A 16523-nucleotide genomic window follows, 5' to 3' on the forward strand; every position below is an offset into this window, starting at 1 on the left:
GCCGGCCCGGCCGTCAGTTCTTCGGCGGCTTGACGAAGGGGATGAGCTCGACGTCGCGCAGCGTGACCTCGTCACCCTCGACGTAGTCGAAGCTGCCCGTCAGGCGCCCCGCGGCCCGCAGGTCGGCCTCGTCGGCGCGCACCCGCTCAGCGGTCGCCGCCGGGGCGACGAGGGTCGCCGAGGTGATCTCGCTGCGCATGCCGACCTTGGCGTCGGACTTGGCCTTGCGCACCTGGCTCAGTGCGGTGCCGACGGCCGTGAGGACCTGTGGGTCGCCGGCCTCGGAGAGCGCCAGCTCGCTGGCCTCGGGCCAGGTCGCGCGGTGCACCGAGCCCTCCTGCCACCATGACCAGACCTCCTCGGTCGCGTAGGGCAGCACCGGGGCGAGCAGGCGCAGCAGCACCGACAGGGCCAGTCGCAGCGCGGCCCGGGCCGAGGGGTCGCCGCCGTGGGCGCGGTCCTTGACCAGCTCGATGTAGTCGTCGCAGAAGGTCCAGAAGAAGGTCTCGGTGACGTCGAGCGATCGGGTGTAGTCCCACGACTCGAAGCCTTTGGTCGCGTCCTTGACCACCTGCTCGAGCGCGGCGATCATCGCCCGGTCGAGCGGCTCGGTGATGACCGACGACAAACCCTGCCGGTCGGCCAGCTCGGGCTCGCCGAAGCCGAGGGCGAACTTGCTCGCGTTGAGCAGCTTGATGGCCAGACGGCGGCCGATCTTCATCTGCCCGGTGTCGTAGGCCGCGTCGGTGCCCAGACGACCCGAGGCGGCCCAGTAGCGGACCGCGTCCGCGCTGTGCTCGACGACGACGTCCTCGGGCGTGACGACATTGCCCTTGGACTTGCTCATCTTCTTGCGGTCGGGGTCGAGGATCCACCCGGAGATCGCGGCGTTCTTCCACGGCGCGGTGCCGTGCTCGAAGTGGGCGCGCACGACGGTCGCGAAGAGCCAGGTCCGGATGATGTCGTGGCCCTGCGGGCGCACGTCCATCGGGAAGACCTTGGCGAAGAGGTCGCTCTCGCCGCGCTCGCCGGCGAGCCAGTCACCGGCGATCTGCGGGGACAGCGAGGAGGTCGCCCACGTGTCCATGACATCGGGGTCGCCGGTGAAGCCACCCGGCTGGTCGCGCTGGTCCTCGGTGTACCCGGCGGGCACCTGTGCCATCGGGTCGATGGGCAGCTGGTCCTCGGTCGGGACGAGGGGGGTGTCGTACTGCGGCTGGCCGTCGCCGTCGAGGGCGTACCAGACGGGGATCGGGATGCCGAAGAAGCGTTGGCGGGAGATCAGCCAGTCGCCGTTGAGGCCGGCGACCCAGTTCTTGTACCGCGACTTCATGAAGTCGGGGTGGAAGTCGATCTCGTCGCCGCGGGCCTGCAGTGCCTGGTTGAGGTCGGCGTCGCGCCCACCGTTGCGGATGTACCACTGGCGCGAGGTGACGATCTCCAGTGGCTTCTCGCCGCGCTCGTAGAAGTTGGCCTTGCGCTGGGTCTTCTGCGGCTCGCCGTCGAGGTCACCGCTGGCGCGCAGCGCCTCGACGACGACCTCACGGGCCGAGTGCACGGTCTTGCCGGACATCTGCGCGAAGGTGGCGGCGCCCCCTTCGCTGTGGATCCACTCCGGGGTCTCGCCGAGCACGCGACCGGCGCGGGTGATGATCGAGCGGGTCGGCAGCTGCAGCTCACGCCACCAGATGACGTCGGTGAGGTCACCGAAGGTGCAGCACATGGCGATGCCGGCGCCCTTGTCCATCTCGGCCGAGGGGTGCGCCACGACGGGCACCTCGACGCCGAAGATCGGGGAGGTGACGGTCGAGCCGAAGAGGCCCTGGTAGCGCTCGTCGTCGGGGTGGGCGATGAGCGCGACGCAGGCCGGGAGCAGCTCGGGGCGGGTGGTCTCGATGTGCACCGGCCCGTCGGGGCCGTGGAAGGCGACGCGGTGGTAGGCGCCGGGGTAGTCACGGGCCTCGAGCTCGGCCTGCGCCACGGCGGTCTGGAAGGTGACGTCCCACAGGCCGGGCGCCTCGGCGGTGTAGGCCTCGCCGCGGTCGAGGTTGCGCAGGAAGGCGGTCTGGGCCGTCGCGCGGGAGCGGTCGTCGATGGTGCGGTACTGGATGCCCCAGTCGAGGCTGAAGCCGAGGCGGCGGAAGAGGGACTCGAAGGCCTCCTCGTCCTTGACCGTCAGCTCGTCGCACAGCTCGATGAAGTTCTGCCGGCTGATCGGCACCTGGTCGGCGGCCTTGATCGACTTCGTCGTCCCCTCGAAGGGGGGAGTGAAGTCGGGGTCGTAGGGCAGCGAGGAGTCACCGCGGACGCCGTAGTAGTTCTGGACCCGCTTTTCGGTCGGCAGGCCGTTGTCGTCCCAGCCGATCGGGTAGAAGACGTTGTAGCCCCGCATCCGCTTGTAACGGGCCATGCAGTCGGTGTGGGTGTAGCTGAAGACGTGCCCCATGTGCAGCGACCCGCTCGCGGTCGGCGGCGGGGTGTCGATGGAGAAGACCTGCTCCCGGGCGCCCGCGCGGTCGAAGGCGTAGGTGTCCTGCTCGCGCCATACGGCGCCCCACCGGTCCTCGAGGCCGTCCAGCGAAGGACGGTCCGGGATGCGGGTGGCGTCGGGGGCGGGGGAGTGCTCGGTCATGGGGTGGATCTTCCCACTGCGGGGTGTGACCAGACCAATCGGTCAGACCCTGACGCGACCACCTACGAGACCGTAGGGTGCAGTCATGCGCCGACCTGAGCCCCTGTACCGCGCGATCATCATCGTCGCGCGGACCATCTTCCTCATCAACGGCTACCGCTTCACCATCAAGGGCGACCGCAACGTCCCCAAGCGCGGCGGCGCGGTCATGGCGATCAACCACACCGGCTACATCGACTTCGTGCTGGCCGGCCTGGGGGCGCGGCGCAGCAACCGGTGGGTGCGCTTCATGGCGAAGAAGTCGATCTGGCAGCACAAGGTGGCCGGGTTCTTCATGCGGGGACTGAAGCACATCCCGGTCGACCGCCACGCGGGTGGGGCGGCCTTCAAGGAGGCCGTGGCCAAGCTCAAGGACGGCGAGGTCGTCGGGGTCTACCCGGAGGCGACGATGTCGCGCTCCTTCGAGATCAAGGAGCTCAAGAGCGGCACCGCCCGCATGGCGCAGGAGGCGGGTGTCCCGATCCTCCCGACGATCGTGTGGGGCGCGCACCGGATCTGGACCAAGGACGTCCCCAAGCGGCTGGGCCGCACCAACTTCCCGATCCACATCACCATCGGCGACCCGATTCACGTCGGGCCCGACGACGATGTCAACGAGGTGACCGAGCGGCTGCGCGAGGTCATGAAGCAGCTCCTCGACGAGACGATCGCGCGGTACCCGGAGCTCACGGGTGACGAGCTGCGCTTCCACCCGGCCCGTCTTGGTGGCACCGCGCCGACGTACGAGGACGCCTGGGCGAAGGACCACCGCGACATGACCCGCACCAAGGACCAGTTCACCAAGGACTGACCGTCGCCCCCCGGACCTGCGTATTTCCCTAGGGAAATCACACCGGACCTGCGTATTTCCCTAGGGAAATACGGCCGGGGGCGAAGGGGGAGCCCCGCACCTCACGCGGTGAGGGCGACCTCGGCCTCCCGACGGTCACCCTGCCGAGGTTCGTCCCCGGCGAGCCGGGCGTAGGCGCCGCGCCGCCGCAGCAGGCTCAGGTGCTCACCGCGCTCGACGACCCGCCCGCCGGCGAAGACGAGGATCTCGTCGGCCGCCTCGATGGTGCTCAGCCGGTGGGCGATGGTGATCGTCGTGCGGCCGCGGGCCAGGGCGTCGAGGGCCGCCTGCAGCTCGCGCTCGGTGTCGTTGTCCAGGGCGCTCGTCGCCTCGTCGAGGACGAGCACGGCCGGGTCGCGCAGGAGGGTGCGGGCGATGGCGATGCGCTGCTTTTCGCCGCCGGAGAAGCGGTGCCCGCGGGCGCCGACGACCGTGTCGAGCCCGTCGGGCAGGCTCGCGACGAGGTCGGCGGCTTGCGCGGTCGCGAGGGCCTGCCACAGCTGGGCCTCGGTGGCGTCGGGGTCGGCGAGCAGGAGGTTGGCCCGCACGGTGTCGTGGGCGAGGTAGGTCTCCTGGGTGACGATGCCGATGACGTGGGTCAGGGTCTGCGGGTCGATGTCGCGCAGGTCGACGCCGTCGACGGTGATCCGCCCGGTGCTCGGGTCGGCGAGCCGGACGAGCAGCGAGGCGAGGGTCGACTTCCCGCTGCCGGTGGCGCCGACGAGCGCGAGGTGGGAGCCGGCGGGGATGGTCGCGTCGATGCCGTCGAGGGCGAGCCGGTCGCCGTCGGGGTAGCCGTAGCCGACCCCTTCGATGCGCACGTCGCCGCGCACGGTCGCCGGGTCGAGGTCGACCGGCGCCGCCGGGGGAGCGACGTCGGGCTCGAGGTCGAGGTAGCCGAAGACGCGGCTGAAGAGGGCCATCGAGGCCACCCACGAGGCGCCGACGTTGAGCAGCCCCATGATCGGCCGGAAGATGCCCGACTGCAGCGTGGTGAAGGCGATGATCGTGCCGATCGTCATGCCGCCGCTCGTCGCGGGGAAGCCGGCGGCGAGGTAGATCAGCGCCGGGATCGCGGCGAAGACGATCGACATCGTCGCCATCCGCCAGCGGCCGGCGAGCTCGCTGCGCACCTCGAGGCCGACGAGGTCGGTCGAGGTGGTGGTGAACTCGCGGGCCCCGCGCTCGGCGGTTCCGAGGGTCTTGGACAGCAGGGCGCCGCTCACGGAGAGCTCTTCGGTCACCTGGGCCTGCAGGTCCGCGAGGCGCCGCTGACGTCGTGAGGTGATCTCGCGGCGGGTCAGCGCCACCTTGCGCGTGGTCCAGATGGCCGGAGGGAGCACGAGGAGGGAGAGGAGGGACAGCCGCCAGCTCAGGGCGACCATGGCGACGGCGGTCGCGACGGCGGTCGTGAGGTTGGAGGCGATCGACACGGCGGTGCTCGTGACGATCGACTGCATGCCGGCGACGTCCTGGGTGATGCGTGACTGGATCTCGCCGGAGCGGGTCCGGGTGAAAAAGCTCATCGACTGGCGCTGCAGGTGGGTGAAGACGTCGGTGCGCAGGCGGTGCATGACGGCCTGGCCGACGCGCGTGGAGATCCACGTCTGCTGCACGCCGATGAGCGCGGTCGCGATGGTCACGAGGAGCATGCCGCCGACGGCGAGCAGGAGCAGCCGGACGTCCTGGTGCGGCAGTGCGTCGTCGATGACGGTCCGCAGGAGGAAGGGGGAGGCCATCGAGACCAGCGAGCTGGCGACGATGAGGGCCACGACCGCGGCGACCTGCCAGCGGTAGGGGCGGAAGTAGGCGATGACCCGGCGCGCGCTCACGGGGCTCTCGGCGAGCTGGGCGCGGTCTCGGGGGTCGATGCGGCGGGGTCCGTGCCCGCCGCCGGTCTTGGGGGAAATCATCGGGGTGTCCATGTGGGCCCCTTTCGTTCGATCCGTTCGCGATGCTGAGGTTACCTCACTATGAGGGGAGAGGCAAGTCGGCTAGCGTGCTCACCATGACGCAGCGCACGGCCGGGCAGAGCTCGGAGGACCTCGGGGAGCAGCTGCTGCGGGTGGCCCGCGGCCTGCGGCGAGCGTGGATGGTCGACCTCTCGGAGCACGACCTGTCACCCCACGAGTCGCGCGCCCTGCGCGTCGCCGCCGATCGTGAGGAGTCGCCGCGGCTGCGCGACCTGGCTGATGCCCTGCGCATCGCCCCGCGGTCCGTCACCGACGTCGTCGACGCGCTCGAGCGCAAGGGTTATGTCGTCCGCGAGCCGGACCCGCACGACCGTCGGGCGAGCGTGGTCGTCGTCACCGACGCCGGGCGGCAGGTGCGGGCGGCGGTGCACGAGGCCCGTCGGCGCAGCGTCGGTGACCAGATGGGGGCGCTCACGGCGACCCAGCGCGCGGCGCTCGCCGACGCGCTGACGAGGCTCGAGGAGGGGCTGAGCTGCTGAGGGGGCGTCGAGACGGCCCTTCAAGACGGCTCGTTCCTTGCCTCCTCAGGGGCCGGGGTGTGGGCTCAGCCAGCGGGAGTTCAGAAGGAGCTGTGGCCCAGGTGGGCCAGCGCCTGACGCAGCAGCGCTCCTTGGCCACCAGCCATCTCGGCCTGCAGTCCGGTCTCGGCGGCCTCGTCGAGGGTGAGCCAGGCGAGGTCGAGGGCGTCCTGCTGCGGCGCGCAGTCGCCGCGCACCGGGACGATGAAGCTCAGCGCGACGGCGTGCTGGCGCGGGTCGTGGAAGGGCGTGACCCCCGGCGTCGGGAAGAACTCGGCAACCGTGAAGGGGATCGGCGAGGCCGGCACGCTCGGCAGGGCCATCGGGCCGAGGTCCTTCTCGAGGTGACGCACGAGGGCGTCGCGCACGCGCTCGTGGTAGTTGACCCGGCCGGCGATGAGCTCGCGCTCCATCATGCCGCTCTCGCTGGCCCGCAGCAGCAGCCCGACCGCGGTGACATCGCCGTTGTCGGCGACCCGCACCGGCACCGCCGCGACGTAGAGGATCGGCACGCGGCCGCGCACGTTGTCGAGCTCCTCGCGGCTGAGCCACGCTTCCTGACGGTCGAGGTCGGTCGGCATGCGGCCATCCTCGCACGCGGTTTCGGCCCTCCACCGGGGCGCCCTACACTGGTGGCACAGGCGCCTGAGCCGTCATCAGCGGCGAGCCTTCCGGAAGAACGGGAGCCCAGCTCCTCACTAGACCCGGACGGGTGGTCACGACACGACCGGTGGACCAAGGAGCGGTCTACTCCCTTCGTCGCGAAGGGGGTGGGCAAGCGGGGTGGTACCGCGGAGGCCGACCGGCCGCCGTCCTCGTGGCAGTAGCCGAGTTGACCCGCCGAGTACCCCCGGAGCCGCAGCGATGACCTACCCCAAGGTCTCCACCACCGACGCGACGACCGTCGCCTCCTCCCCGAGCTTCCCCGAGCTGGAGCAGCACGTCCTGAGCTACTGGGAGGCCGACGGGACCTTCCAGGCCTCCATCGACGCGCGCGAGCCCGGCGAGGACGGCGGCAACGAGTTCGTCTTCTACGACGGACCCCCCTTCGCCAATGGCCTGCCGCACTACGGCCACCTGCTCACCGGCTACGTCAAGGACGTCGTCCCGCGCTACCAGACGATGCGCGGCAAGCGGGTCGAGCGGCGCTTCGGCTGGGACACCCACGGTCTGCCCGCCGAGCTCGAGGCGATGCGTCAGCTCGGGCTGAAGACCACGGACGAGATCCGCGAGCTGGGCGTCGAGAAGTTCAACGAGGCCTGCCGCGAGTCGGTGCTGAAGTACACCGGCGAGTGGCGCGACTACGTGACCCGACAGGCGCGCTGGGTCGACTTCGACAACGACTACAAGACGCTCAACCCCGGCTTCATGGAGTCGGTCATGTGGGCCTTCAAGTCCATGTACGACCAGGGGCTGGTCTACGAGGGCTTCCGCGTGCTGCCGTACTGCTGGCAGGACGAGACGCCGCTGTCCAACCACGAGCTGCGCATGGACGACGACGTCTACCAGCAGCGCCAGGACCCGGCCGTCACCGTCGGCCTGCGGATGGACTCCACCGGTGAGGACCCGGTCCTCGACGGTGCCCACCTGCTCGTGTGGACGACGACCCCGTGGACCCTGCCGAGCCACCTGGCCGTCATGGTCGGCTCCGAGATCGACTACGTCGTCGTCGAGGCGCCGGTCCCCGGTGTCGAGGGAGCCACGGCCAAGTACGTCCTCGCCGAGGCGCGCCTGGGCCACTACGCCCGCGAGCTCGGCGACGAGCCGACGGTCCTCGGCCGCTACACCGGAGCCCAGCTGATCGGCCGCACCTACACCCCGCCGATGTCCTACTACGTCGGCCACGAGGGCGCCTTCCGCGTCGTCGCCGCCGACGACGCCGTGACGACGACCGACGGTTCCGGTCTCGTCCACACCGCCGGTGCCTTCGGTGAGGTCGACAAGGAGGTCACCGACCGCGAGGGCATCGCCGCCGTCATGCCGGTGGCCAAGGACGGTCGCTTCACCGCGCCGGTCACCGACTACGAGGGCATGCTCGTCTTCGATGCCAACGGCCCGATCATCGACGCGCTCAAGGCCGCCACGAGGTCGCTGGGCGAGGCCCTTCGAGACGGTCGCTTCGCGACCTCCTCAGGGACCGATGGAGGGGCGGCGACGGACAGCGTCAGCCCCGGCACGATCCTGCTGCGCCGCGAGTCCTACGAGCACTCCTACCCGCACTGCTGGCGCTGCCGGCAGCCGCTGATCTACAAGGGCGTCGAGTCGTGGTTCGTCGAGGTCACGGCGATCAAGGACAAGATGCTCGCCAACAACGAGCAGATCACCTGGACGCCCGACCACGTCAAGCACGGCCAGTTCGGCAAGTGGCTCGACAACGCGCGTGACTGGTCGATCACCCGCAACCGCTTCTGGGGCTCCCCGGTGCCGGTGTGGAAGTCCGACGACCCTGCCTACCCGCGGATCGACGTCTACGGCTCCTTCGAGGAGATCGAGCGCGACTTCGGGCAGCTGCCGCTCGGCGTCGACGGCCAGCCGGACCTGCACCGACCCTTCGTCGACGAGCTGACCCGTCCCAACCCCGACGACCCGACGGGCCAGAGCACCATGCGCCGCGTCGAGGACGTGCTGGACGTGTGGTTCGACTCGGGCTCGATGAGCTATGCCCAGGTGCACTACCCCTTCGACAACGCGGAGTGGTTCGAGCAGCACTTCCCGGCCGACTTCATCGTCGAGTACATCGGGCAGACGCGCGGCTGGTTCTACACGCTGCACATCCTCGCGACCGCGCTCTTCGACAAGCCGGCCTTCAAGTCGGTCATCAGCCACGGCATCGTCCTGGGCAGCGACGGGCAGAAGATGTCCAAGTCGCTGCGGAACTACCCGGACGTCTCCGAGGTCTTCGACCGCGACGGCGCCGATGCGATGCGCTGGTTCCTCATGAGCAGCCCGATCCTGCGCGGCGGCAACCTCGTCGTCACCGAGCAGGGCATCCGCGAGGGCGTGCGGCAGGTGCTCATCCCGCTGTGGAACAGCTACTCCTTCTTCGCCCTCTACGCCAACGCCCTCGGCGAGGGCTACGAGGCGAAGTGGTCGACGGGCTCCACCGACCCGCTCGACCGCTACCTGCTCGCCAAGCTGCGCGAGTTCGTCGAGGCCGCGACCGCGCGCCTGGACGCCTACGACATCGCCGGCGCCTGCGACAGCACCCGCTCCTTCACCGACGTGCTGACGAACTGGTACATCCGGCGCAGCCGGGAGCGCTTCTGGGCCACCGGTGACGACCGTGCGGATGCCGAGGCCGCCTGCGACACGCTCTACACGGCACTCGAGGTGCTCTGCCGCGTCGCCGCCCCCCTTCTGCCGCTGACGACCGAAGAGGTCTGGCGTGGGCTGACAGGGGAGCGGTCGGTGCACCTGGCGGACTGGCCGCAGGCGCAGGACCTGCCGGCCGACCACGAGCTCGTCGTCGCCATGGACACCGCCCGCGCGGTGTGCAGCTCGGCCAGCGCCCTGCGCAAGGCCAACAAGCTGCGCAACCGGCTGCCGCTGCGCGACCTGACGGTCGTCGTGCCCGACGCGGCGAAGCTCGCGGACTTCGGCGCGATCGTCGCCGACGAGGTCAACGTGCGCCAGGTGAGCCTGCTCGACATCGACGACCCGGCGGCGGCCGACTTCGGCGTGAGCCAGAAGCTCACCGTCAACGCCCGCGCGGCCGGCCCGCGCCTGGGCAAGCAGGTCCAGGTCGCGATCAAGGGCAGCAAGTCGGGCGACTGGTCCGTCGCCGACGACGGGACCGTGACCTCCGGCGGCATCGCTCTGGTCGAGGGCGAGTACACGCTCGAGACCGTCGCGGCCGATGACGAAGGGAGCCACCGCGCCACCGCGATGCTCCCCGCCGGCGTGGGCGGCTTCATCGTCCTCGACACCGAGGTCACCGACGAGCTGGCCGCCGAGGGCCTGGCGCGCGATGTCATCCGTGCCGTCCAGGAGGCGCGCAAGCAGGCCGGGCTCGAGGTCTCCGACCGGATCAGCCTGACGATCACCGGCTCGCAGCAGGTGTGGGAGGCGACGGTCGCCCACCAGGGCCTCATCGTCGACGAGACCCTCGCCGGGCAGTTCGGCTCCGCTCCCTCCCTCGAGGCGCTGCCGCTCGGCGACGGCGTCGTCGAGACCGAGCTCTCCGGCAGCGAGAGGGTCCGGGTCAAGGTCACGCGCCTGTGAGCCGCCGATGATCAACGGGATCCTCTGGGTCCTCGGCTGCCAGCTCGTCGGGGAGGTCTTCGTCCGGAGCCTCGGCCTGTCGATCCCCGGGCCGGTCGTGGGGATGGTGCTGCTCTTCGTGGTGCTGTCCGTGCGCCGGCCGGGGGAGGTCTCGGGCACGTTGCGCTTCTCCGACGGGCTGCTGCGACACCTGCAGCTCTTCTTCGTCCCGGTGACCGTCGGGATCATGGTCCACGCCTCCGAGCTGGGGAGCCAGTGGCTGCCGGTCACCGGTGGTCTCGTCCTGTCGTGGCTGCTCGGCCTGGTGACCGTCGCCGGTCTCGCCTCGTGGCTGCAGCGGCGGCGGGGAGTGTGGGTGAGCTCGCCTGACTGAGGCCCTGGACTGGCTGCGCGACTCGCCCCTGACGTGGGTCTTCGTCACCCTGCTCGCCTACCGGGCGGGGCTGTGGGTGCGCGATCGCACCGGCGGTCACCCGCTCGCCCAGCCGGTGCTCGTCGCCGCCGCGCTGCTCATCACGTTGCTGGCGGTGCTCGGCATCGACTACGACACCTACATGACCGGCGGCACGCTCATCCACGTCGTGCTCGGCCCGGCGACCGTCGCGCTCGCGGTGCCGCTGCACCGGCAGGCGCACCACCTGCGCGAGATGGCCCTGCCCCTGGCGATCGCCCTGCCGACGGGCGCCCTCGTCTCGATCGGGTCGGCCGCGCTCACCGTGCGGGCGCTCGGCGGCTCCGAGGTGCTCGAGCACACGATCGCGCCCAAGGCGGCGACGACCCCGGTGGCCATCGCGATCGCCGACCACATCGGGGGAGTGCCGGCGCTCGTCGCCGCCTTCACCATGCTCGCCGGCATGCTCGGGGCGGTCTTCGGCCCGTGGCTGCTGGACTCTCTTCGCGTCGACGACCGGCGGGTGCGTGGTCTGGCCATGGGGGCGGTCTCCCACGGCGTCGGGACCTCCCGGTCGCTGCACGACCACGCCACCGAGGGCGCCTTCGCCGGCCTCGCCATGGGCCTGACCGCGCTGCTGACGAGCGTGCTCGTCCCGCTCGTCATCGCCCTGCTCTGACTGGGCTCAGGCGGCGCCGTCGGCGGCGCTCGGCTCCATCGCCTCGCCCGTCTCGAGGACGGTCTTGATGCCGGATAGCACCCTGGGCCAGCCGCCGCCCCCTTCGTTGGTCGGGTCGGGGTTGCCGGCCACCTGCTCCGCCGTCGTGGGGCGGCCCGTGAGGTCGTGGGTGAGGGTCAGGCGGACCGAGCCGTGCGCGCTCGGCTCGATGTCCCAGGTGATGGTGCCCGGCTCCTCGTCCTCGATCCACACCGGTCCCCAGGTCTGGACGAGGCGGCGCGGCGGGTCGGCCTCGAGGACCTCGCCGGTGACGACGACGTCGGGCATGCCGACGGCCTTCATGTCCTCGCCGGCCCGGTGCTCGAAGTGGCCACCCGGCTGCAGGTCGTAGTCGACGTCGCCGGCGTAGCCGTAGAGCCGGCTGAACTCCGGGGACGTGATGGCCGCCCACACCCGCTCGGGCGTGGCGTTGATGAAGATGCGATGGATCTGGATCTCGGTGTCGCTCATGACTCGTCGTCCTCTAGGACTCGCTTGAGATCGAGCAGCGCGGAGGTCCGCGCCGCCGTGTACTTGCCGATCCACCGGTCGTGGATCGCGCGGATGGGGACGGCGTTGAGGTGGTGCAGCTTGGTCCGCCCCTGCTTGCGGGTGACGACGAGGTTCGCTTCCTCGAGCAGGCGCAAGTGCTTGGCCACCCCGAACCTCGTCATCTCCGTGTGCTCGCGCACGACCTCCTCGAGCTCAGACTGGCTGCGCCCGTCTCGCTCGAAGAGTGCGTCCAGCAGCACCCGGCGGATCGGGTCCGCCAGGGCCTTGAAGACGAGGTCGTCATCGCTCACGTCATCATCGTAGGTGACCAAATGGTCACCTATCAAGACCTAAGGTGTGAGACATGGACACGACCCTGCACTCCGTCTCCGGCCTCGTCGACCTCGCGCCGACGAGCGAAGGGGGCCGCCCCGGCGTCAAGAAGGCGCTCGTCGGCCACGGCTGCCGCGTGGTGATGTTTCGCTTCGCGCCCGGTCAGGTGCTCGCGGAGCACACGGCGGCCTTCCCGATCCTCGTCCAGTGCCTCTCCGGCACCGTGGAGTTCGCCGCGGGGGAGCAGGTGGTGACCCTCGGTCCCGGAGCCGTCGCCAACCTCGACGCGCGGGTGCCCCACGAGGTGCGGGGGGTCACCGATGCCGTCTTCCAGCTGGTCATGCTTGACCCGGCGGCGAGGCCGGACTGAGCTGTCGACGGGCGCACGAGTCATCGACTGCCGCACCAGGTACTTCTCGCGCGTGATTCGATGACCCGCGCGCGAGTGGAAGTCCGGCGCGCCGGGTGGCGCGGGCTGACCGGGATCAGGGCGCGAGGGTCTGCGGCCGCACGTGGGGCACCACCATCGGCGTGCCCGACTGCGGGTCGTCGACGACGTCGCAGGCCAGACCGAAGACCTCGTCCACGAGTCCGCTCGTGAGCACCTGCGCGGGCGGACCGTCGCCGCGGATCCTCCCTTCGTGCATGACGACCAGACGTGAGGCGAAGCGCGCCGCCTGGTTGAGGTCGTGGAGCACGGCGACGATGGTGCGGCCCTCGCGGTTGAGCCCCGCGAAGAGCTCGAGCAGCTCGTACTGGTGCGCGATGTCGAGGAAGGTCGTCGGCTCGTCGAGCAGGATCACCTCGGTGTCCTGCGCGAGGACCATCGCGACCCAGGCCCGCTGCCGCTGACCGCCGGAGAGGGTCGCCACGGGGGTGTCGGCGAGGTCGGTCAGGTGGGTGCGCTCGAGCGCCCCCGCGATCGCCCGGTCGTCGTCCGGCGACCACTGCCGCAGCAGGCTGTGGTGGGGGTGCCGGCCACGCGTCACGAGCTCGGCGACGGTGATCCCCTCGGGGGCATTGGCGCTCTGCGACAGCAGCGAGACCCGTTGCGCCGCAGCGCGTCCCCGCATCCGGTGCAGGTCCTCGCCGTCGAGCTCGACCCGGCCGTCTGAGGGCCGGTTGACCCGGCACAGCGTCTTGAGCAGCGTCGACTTGCCGCAGCCGTTGGGGCCGACGACGACGACGAACTCGCCCCGCTCGATCGTCAGGTCGAGCGAAGGAATGACCGGCTCACCCCCGTAGCCGACGGTGATCTGGCGGGCAGCGAGGAGGGTCATGTGGCCTTCTTCCATTCGCCGACGAGCAGGGCGCCGAGGTAGACGCCGCCGATCGCCAGGGTGAGGATGCCGACGGGCAGCCCGTCGAAGATCGGGACCTGCTGGGTCGCCAGGTCGGCCGCCGACAGCAGCAGGGCGCCAGTGACCGCGGAGAGCCCGAGCAGCGGGCGGGCGCTGCGGGCGAGCAGGCGGGTGATGTGCGGCGCGGTGAGGGCGACGAAGGCGATGGGGCCGGCGACCGCGACCGCCCCGCCGGCGAGCAGGACGGACAGGACGACCGCCCTTCGGCGGATGGCACCGGAGTGCACCCCGAGGGAGGCGGCCACCTCGTCGCCCATCTCGGTCAGGCCGAGCGGGATCGACAGCAGCGCGAGCGGCACGACGGCCACGGCGAGCACGATCCAGATCGTCGCGACGTGGTCCCAGCCGCGGGCGTTGAGGCTGCCGTTGAGATAGGCCGACAGGACCGTCGCCTTGTCCCGCGCGACGACGTAGACGACGTACTGCGTGAAGGCGTAGGCCATCGCGGAGACACCGATGCCGGCGAGGATCATCCGCATCGGGTTGGACAGGCCGGTGCCGGTGCTCACCGCGACGAGACCGACGGCCAGTGCCGCGCCGAGGACCGAGCCGAGCACGATCGACGTCGCGCTCGGCATGAGCAGCCCGACGAAGGCCGCGCCGGCCCCCGCGCCGGCGCTCACGCCGATGACGTCGGGCGAGCCGAGCGGGTTGCGGGTCACGGACTGGAAGAGGGCACCGGAGGCCCCGAGCGCGGCGCCCGCCCCGAGGGCGACGAGCAGACGTGGGCCGCGCAGGTGGCCGAGGACGAAGCGGGCCTTGCCCGTCGCCTCGCCGCGGGCGACCTCGATGATGCCCGAAGGGAGGTCCGTCAGCGCCATGCCGAGCCGCCCCATCGTCAGCGTGGCCAGGGCCGTCGCGACGACGAGCGCGACGAGCGCAAGCCCGAGGAGGGTCGACCGGCGGCGGGCCGGTGCCAGCCAGCGCGCTCATGCCTGGGCCCTGCGACCGAGGCGGCGCACCGCGAGCAGCAGGATCGGCGCGCCGACGAAGGCGGTGACGACCCCGACCATGAGCTCCTGCGGGCGCAGCAGCACCCGGCCGACGATGTCGGCGCCGAGCAGCACGACGGGCCCGACGAGCAGGCACCCGATGAGCTGGCGACGCATGTCGAGCCCGAGCAGCCCGCGGACGATGTGGGGGACAGCCAGCCCGATGAAGGCGATCGGCCCGACCGCCGCGGTGGCCGCCGCGCACAGCAGGGTGGCCGCGCCGAGGGCCGCGGTGCGCACGAGCGTCGTGCTCACCCCGAGCCCGGCGGCCGTCTCCGAGCCGAGGGCCAGCGCGTTGAGACTGCCTCGCGCACAGCAGGGCCAGCGCCAGACCGACGACGACGAAGGGGGTGACCGCCCGCAGCTGGTCGAGGCCGCCGTCGCCGAGCGAGCCGACGACCCAGAAGCGGTAGTTGTCGAAGTGTCGCGGCAGGGAGAGCGCCACGGCCTGGACGTAGGCGTTGAGCACGGCCGCGACGACCGCGCCGGCGAGGACGAGGCGCACCATGCTCGCGCCGCTGTCGCCGGCGGTGCCGATCGTGTGGACGACGAGGGCGGCGATGCCGCCGCCGAGCAGGGCCACCCAGGCGGCCGCGACCGACCCGGTCGAGACGCCGAGCCAGACGCTCGCCGTCACCATCGCCGCGGCCGCACCTGCGTTGATGCCGAGCAGGCCGGGGTCGGCGAGCGGGTTGACGGTCACGCCCTGCATGAGGGCGCCGGAGACGGCGAGGGCCGCGCCGATGACGACCGCGAGGATCGTGCGCTCGATCCTCGCGTCGAGGACATTGGCCAGGTGGGCGTCGGGGCGCCCCGTGAGGGCGTCGACGACCTGGGGGAGGGTGGTCGGCTTGGAGCCGACGGCTAGGGAGAGGAAGCAGACGAGTGCGAGCACGACGACGCACCCCACGAGGACCAGGGTGGTCCGTGGGGTGCGTCGCGCGGTCGTGCTCGAGGTCACTCGGCGGAGGCTACTTCTTCTCGGCCTTGGCGATGGCCTCGTCGATCATGTCCGGGTACGTCTCGAGGGCGTAGGGCACCGTGAGCGGGTTGATCATCGACGACGCGGTGACGAAGGAGTTGTCCGTGCTCGAGACGACCGCGCCGGCCTTGATGGCCGGGATCGAGGCGTAGAGCTTGTTGGACATCGCCTGCTTCTTGGCCTTCGGGTCGCTGTAGAAGGTGAAGATCAGGTCGCTGTCGTTCAGCTGGTCGGCGTTTTCGTACCCGATGACCGCGGAGTCGGTGCCCTCGGTCTCCTTCATCTTGTCGATCGCCGGGTCGCTCTTGAGGCCGAGCTTGCGGACCATGTCGGCGCGCTGCTCGGTCGGCTTGAAGACGCCGAGGGTGTCCGGCGTCGTGTAGACGTAGCTGAAGGTGTAGTTCTTCCAGTCGGGGTGCTTCGCGGCCTCGTCGGCCAGCTGCTTGTCGAGGTCCTCGACGAGCTCGGCCGCGTCCTCCTCCTGACCCAGGGCCCGGCCGATGATCTCGATCTGCTCGTCCCAGTCGATGCTCCATGCCTGGTCGGGGTAGGCGACGGTCGGGGCGATCTCGCTCAGCGAGTCGTACTGCTCCTGGGTGATGCCCGACCAGGGGGCGAGGATGACGTCGGGCTCGAGCTCGAGGATCTTTTCCATGTCGAGCTCCTCGCCGGCGCCGACGAACTCGGGGAGCTTGCCCCCTTCGCCCTTGACGGCCTCGTTGACCCACGGGGTGTAGCCGGAGTCGTCGGCCGCCCAGGCGTACTCCTCCATGCCGACGGGGATGGTCCCGAGGGCGATGGAGGTCTCGGTGGAGCCCTGGCCGAGGGTGACGACCTTCTTCGGCTTCTCGGGGATCTCGGCGGTGCCGAGGGAGCTCTTGATGGAGACGGGGAAGGCGCCGTCGCCGGATCCCGACGTCGCGTCGCTGTCGGATGCGTCGGAGCCGCAGGCCGTCAGGGCCACGGTGGAGGTCAGCAGGAGCGCGACACCGGTGGTGCGCAGGCGGTTCAGGGGCATGCT

The 16523-nt window shown here is 70.9% G+C and carries 15 protein-coding genes and 1 pseudogene; 6 read left to right on the top strand and 10 right to left on the bottom strand.

The features are described from left to right. Positions 1-13 precede the first annotated feature (13 nt). A complete protein-coding gene (valS, locus tag B277_RS05505) occupies positions 14-2632 on the bottom strand; it encodes a valine--tRNA ligase (protein WP_007926025.1) in 2619 nt (872 codons plus the stop codon). Between the two features lie 85 nt (positions 2633-2717). On the opposite strand from valS, the gene B277_RS05510 reads away from it, so the two are divergent. After that, positions 2718-3482: a lysophospholipid acyltransferase family protein gene (locus B277_RS05510; RefSeq protein WP_007926026.1), complete on the top strand. Its 765-nt coding sequence runs from the start codon at positions 2718-2720 to the stop codon at positions 3480-3482. 101 nt (positions 3483-3583) lie between these two features. Here the strand turns inward: B277_RS05510 and B277_RS05515 are convergent, their stop codons facing one another. Beyond that, entirely contained in the window at positions 3584-5434 is a 1851-nt protein-coding gene (locus tag B277_RS05515; RefSeq protein ID WP_128276751.1) for an ABC transporter ATP-binding protein, read from the bottom strand. A 95-nt stretch (positions 5435-5529) separates the two neighbouring features. Between B277_RS05515 and B277_RS05520 the strand changes: the two genes are divergently transcribed. Beyond that, positions 5530-5973 carry a MarR family winged helix-turn-helix transcriptional regulator gene (locus tag B277_RS05520; protein ID WP_040880937.1) on the top strand — a complete coding sequence of 148 codons (444 nt, stop codon included), beginning with the start codon at positions 5530-5532 and terminating at the stop codon, positions 5971-5973. Positions 5974-6053: 80 nt separating this feature from the next. On the opposite strand, the gene B277_RS05525 is transcribed toward B277_RS05520, so the two are convergent. Beyond that, positions 6054-6593 (bottom strand): NUDIX hydrolase family protein, encoded by a 540-nt coding sequence (locus B277_RS05525; protein ID WP_007926043.1) that lies wholly within the window; start codon positions 6591-6593, stop codon positions 6054-6056. A gap of 283 nt (positions 6594-6876) precedes the next feature. On the opposite strand from B277_RS05525, the gene ileS reads away from it, so the two are divergent. Genes ileS through B277_RS05540 form a run of 3 tightly spaced genes read left to right on the top strand, consistent with a single transcriptional unit; the run spans position 6877 to position 11303 of the window. Further along, positions 6877-10233, top strand: coding sequence for an isoleucine--tRNA ligase (gene ileS, locus B277_RS05530; RefSeq protein WP_007926044.1), 3357 nt, complete (start codon positions 6877-6879; stop codon positions 10231-10233). 7 nt (positions 10234-10240) lie between these two features. Beyond that, positions 10241-10606, top strand: coding sequence for a CidA/LrgA family protein (locus B277_RS05535; RefSeq protein ID WP_007926045.1), 366 nt, complete (start codon positions 10241-10243; stop codon positions 10604-10606). Positions 10607-10655: 49 nt separating this feature from the next. Continuing rightward, positions 10656-11303, top strand: coding sequence for an LrgB family protein (locus B277_RS05540; protein WP_083853660.1), 648 nt, complete (start codon positions 10656-10658; stop codon positions 11301-11303). A 6-nt stretch (positions 11304-11309) separates the two neighbouring features. On the opposite strand, the gene B277_RS18870 is transcribed toward B277_RS05540, so the two are convergent. After that, positions 11310-11813: an SRPBCC domain-containing protein gene (locus B277_RS18870; protein WP_007926047.1), complete on the bottom strand. Its 504-nt coding sequence runs from the start codon at positions 11811-11813 to the stop codon at positions 11310-11312. Beyond that, complete coding sequence (locus B277_RS18875; protein WP_040880940.1) at positions 11810-12145, bottom strand: ArsR/SmtB family transcription factor; 336 nt, start codon at positions 12143-12145, stop codon at positions 11810-11812. Before B277_RS18875 ends, B277_RS18870 begins: the two co-directional genes overlap by 4 nt. A 53-nt stretch (positions 12146-12198) precedes the next feature. Between B277_RS18875 and B277_RS05555 the strand changes: the two genes are divergently transcribed. Continuing rightward, positions 12199-12537, top strand: coding sequence for a cupin domain-containing protein (locus B277_RS05555; RefSeq protein WP_007926049.1), 339 nt, complete (start codon positions 12199-12201; stop codon positions 12535-12537). A 115-nt stretch (positions 12538-12652) separates the two neighbouring features. Here B277_RS05555 and B277_RS05560 read toward each other — a convergent pair whose 3' ends face one another. The 5 genes and pseudogenes from B277_RS05560 to B277_RS05575 all read right to left on the bottom strand — a co-directional run bounded on the left by B277_RS05560 (position 12653) and on the right by B277_RS05575 (position 16520). Beyond that, positions 12653-13447, bottom strand: a complete 795-nt coding sequence (locus tag B277_RS05560; protein WP_007926051.1) for an ABC transporter ATP-binding protein — start codon at positions 13445-13447, stop codon at positions 12653-12655. Then, positions 13444-14364 carry a FecCD family ABC transporter permease gene (locus B277_RS05565; RefSeq protein WP_007926053.1) on the bottom strand — a complete coding sequence of 307 codons (921 nt, stop codon included), beginning with the start codon at positions 14362-14364 and terminating at the stop codon, positions 13444-13446. Before B277_RS05565 ends, B277_RS05560 begins: the two co-directional genes overlap by 4 nt. A gap of 93 nt (positions 14365-14457) precedes the next feature. Beyond that, complete coding sequence (locus B277_RS18880; RefSeq protein ID WP_238539375.1) at positions 14458-14775, bottom strand: iron chelate uptake ABC transporter family permease subunit; 318 nt, start codon at positions 14773-14775, stop codon at positions 14458-14460. Positions 14776-14881: 106 nt separating this feature from the next. Beyond that, positions 14882-15481, bottom strand: a pseudogene (locus B277_RS20255) (iron chelate uptake ABC transporter family permease subunit); the annotation flags it as partial. Positions 15482-15491: 10 nt separating this feature from the next. Then, positions 15492-16520, bottom strand: a complete 1029-nt coding sequence (locus B277_RS05575) for an iron-siderophore ABC transporter substrate-binding protein (RefSeq protein ID WP_007926059.1) — start codon at positions 16518-16520, stop codon at positions 15492-15494. Positions 16521-16523 lie beyond the last annotated feature (3 nt).

Source organism: Janibacter hoylei PVAS-1 (assembly GCF_000297495.1).
GTDB lineage: Bacteria > Actinomycetota > Actinomycetes > Actinomycetales > Dermatophilaceae > Janibacter > Janibacter hoylei.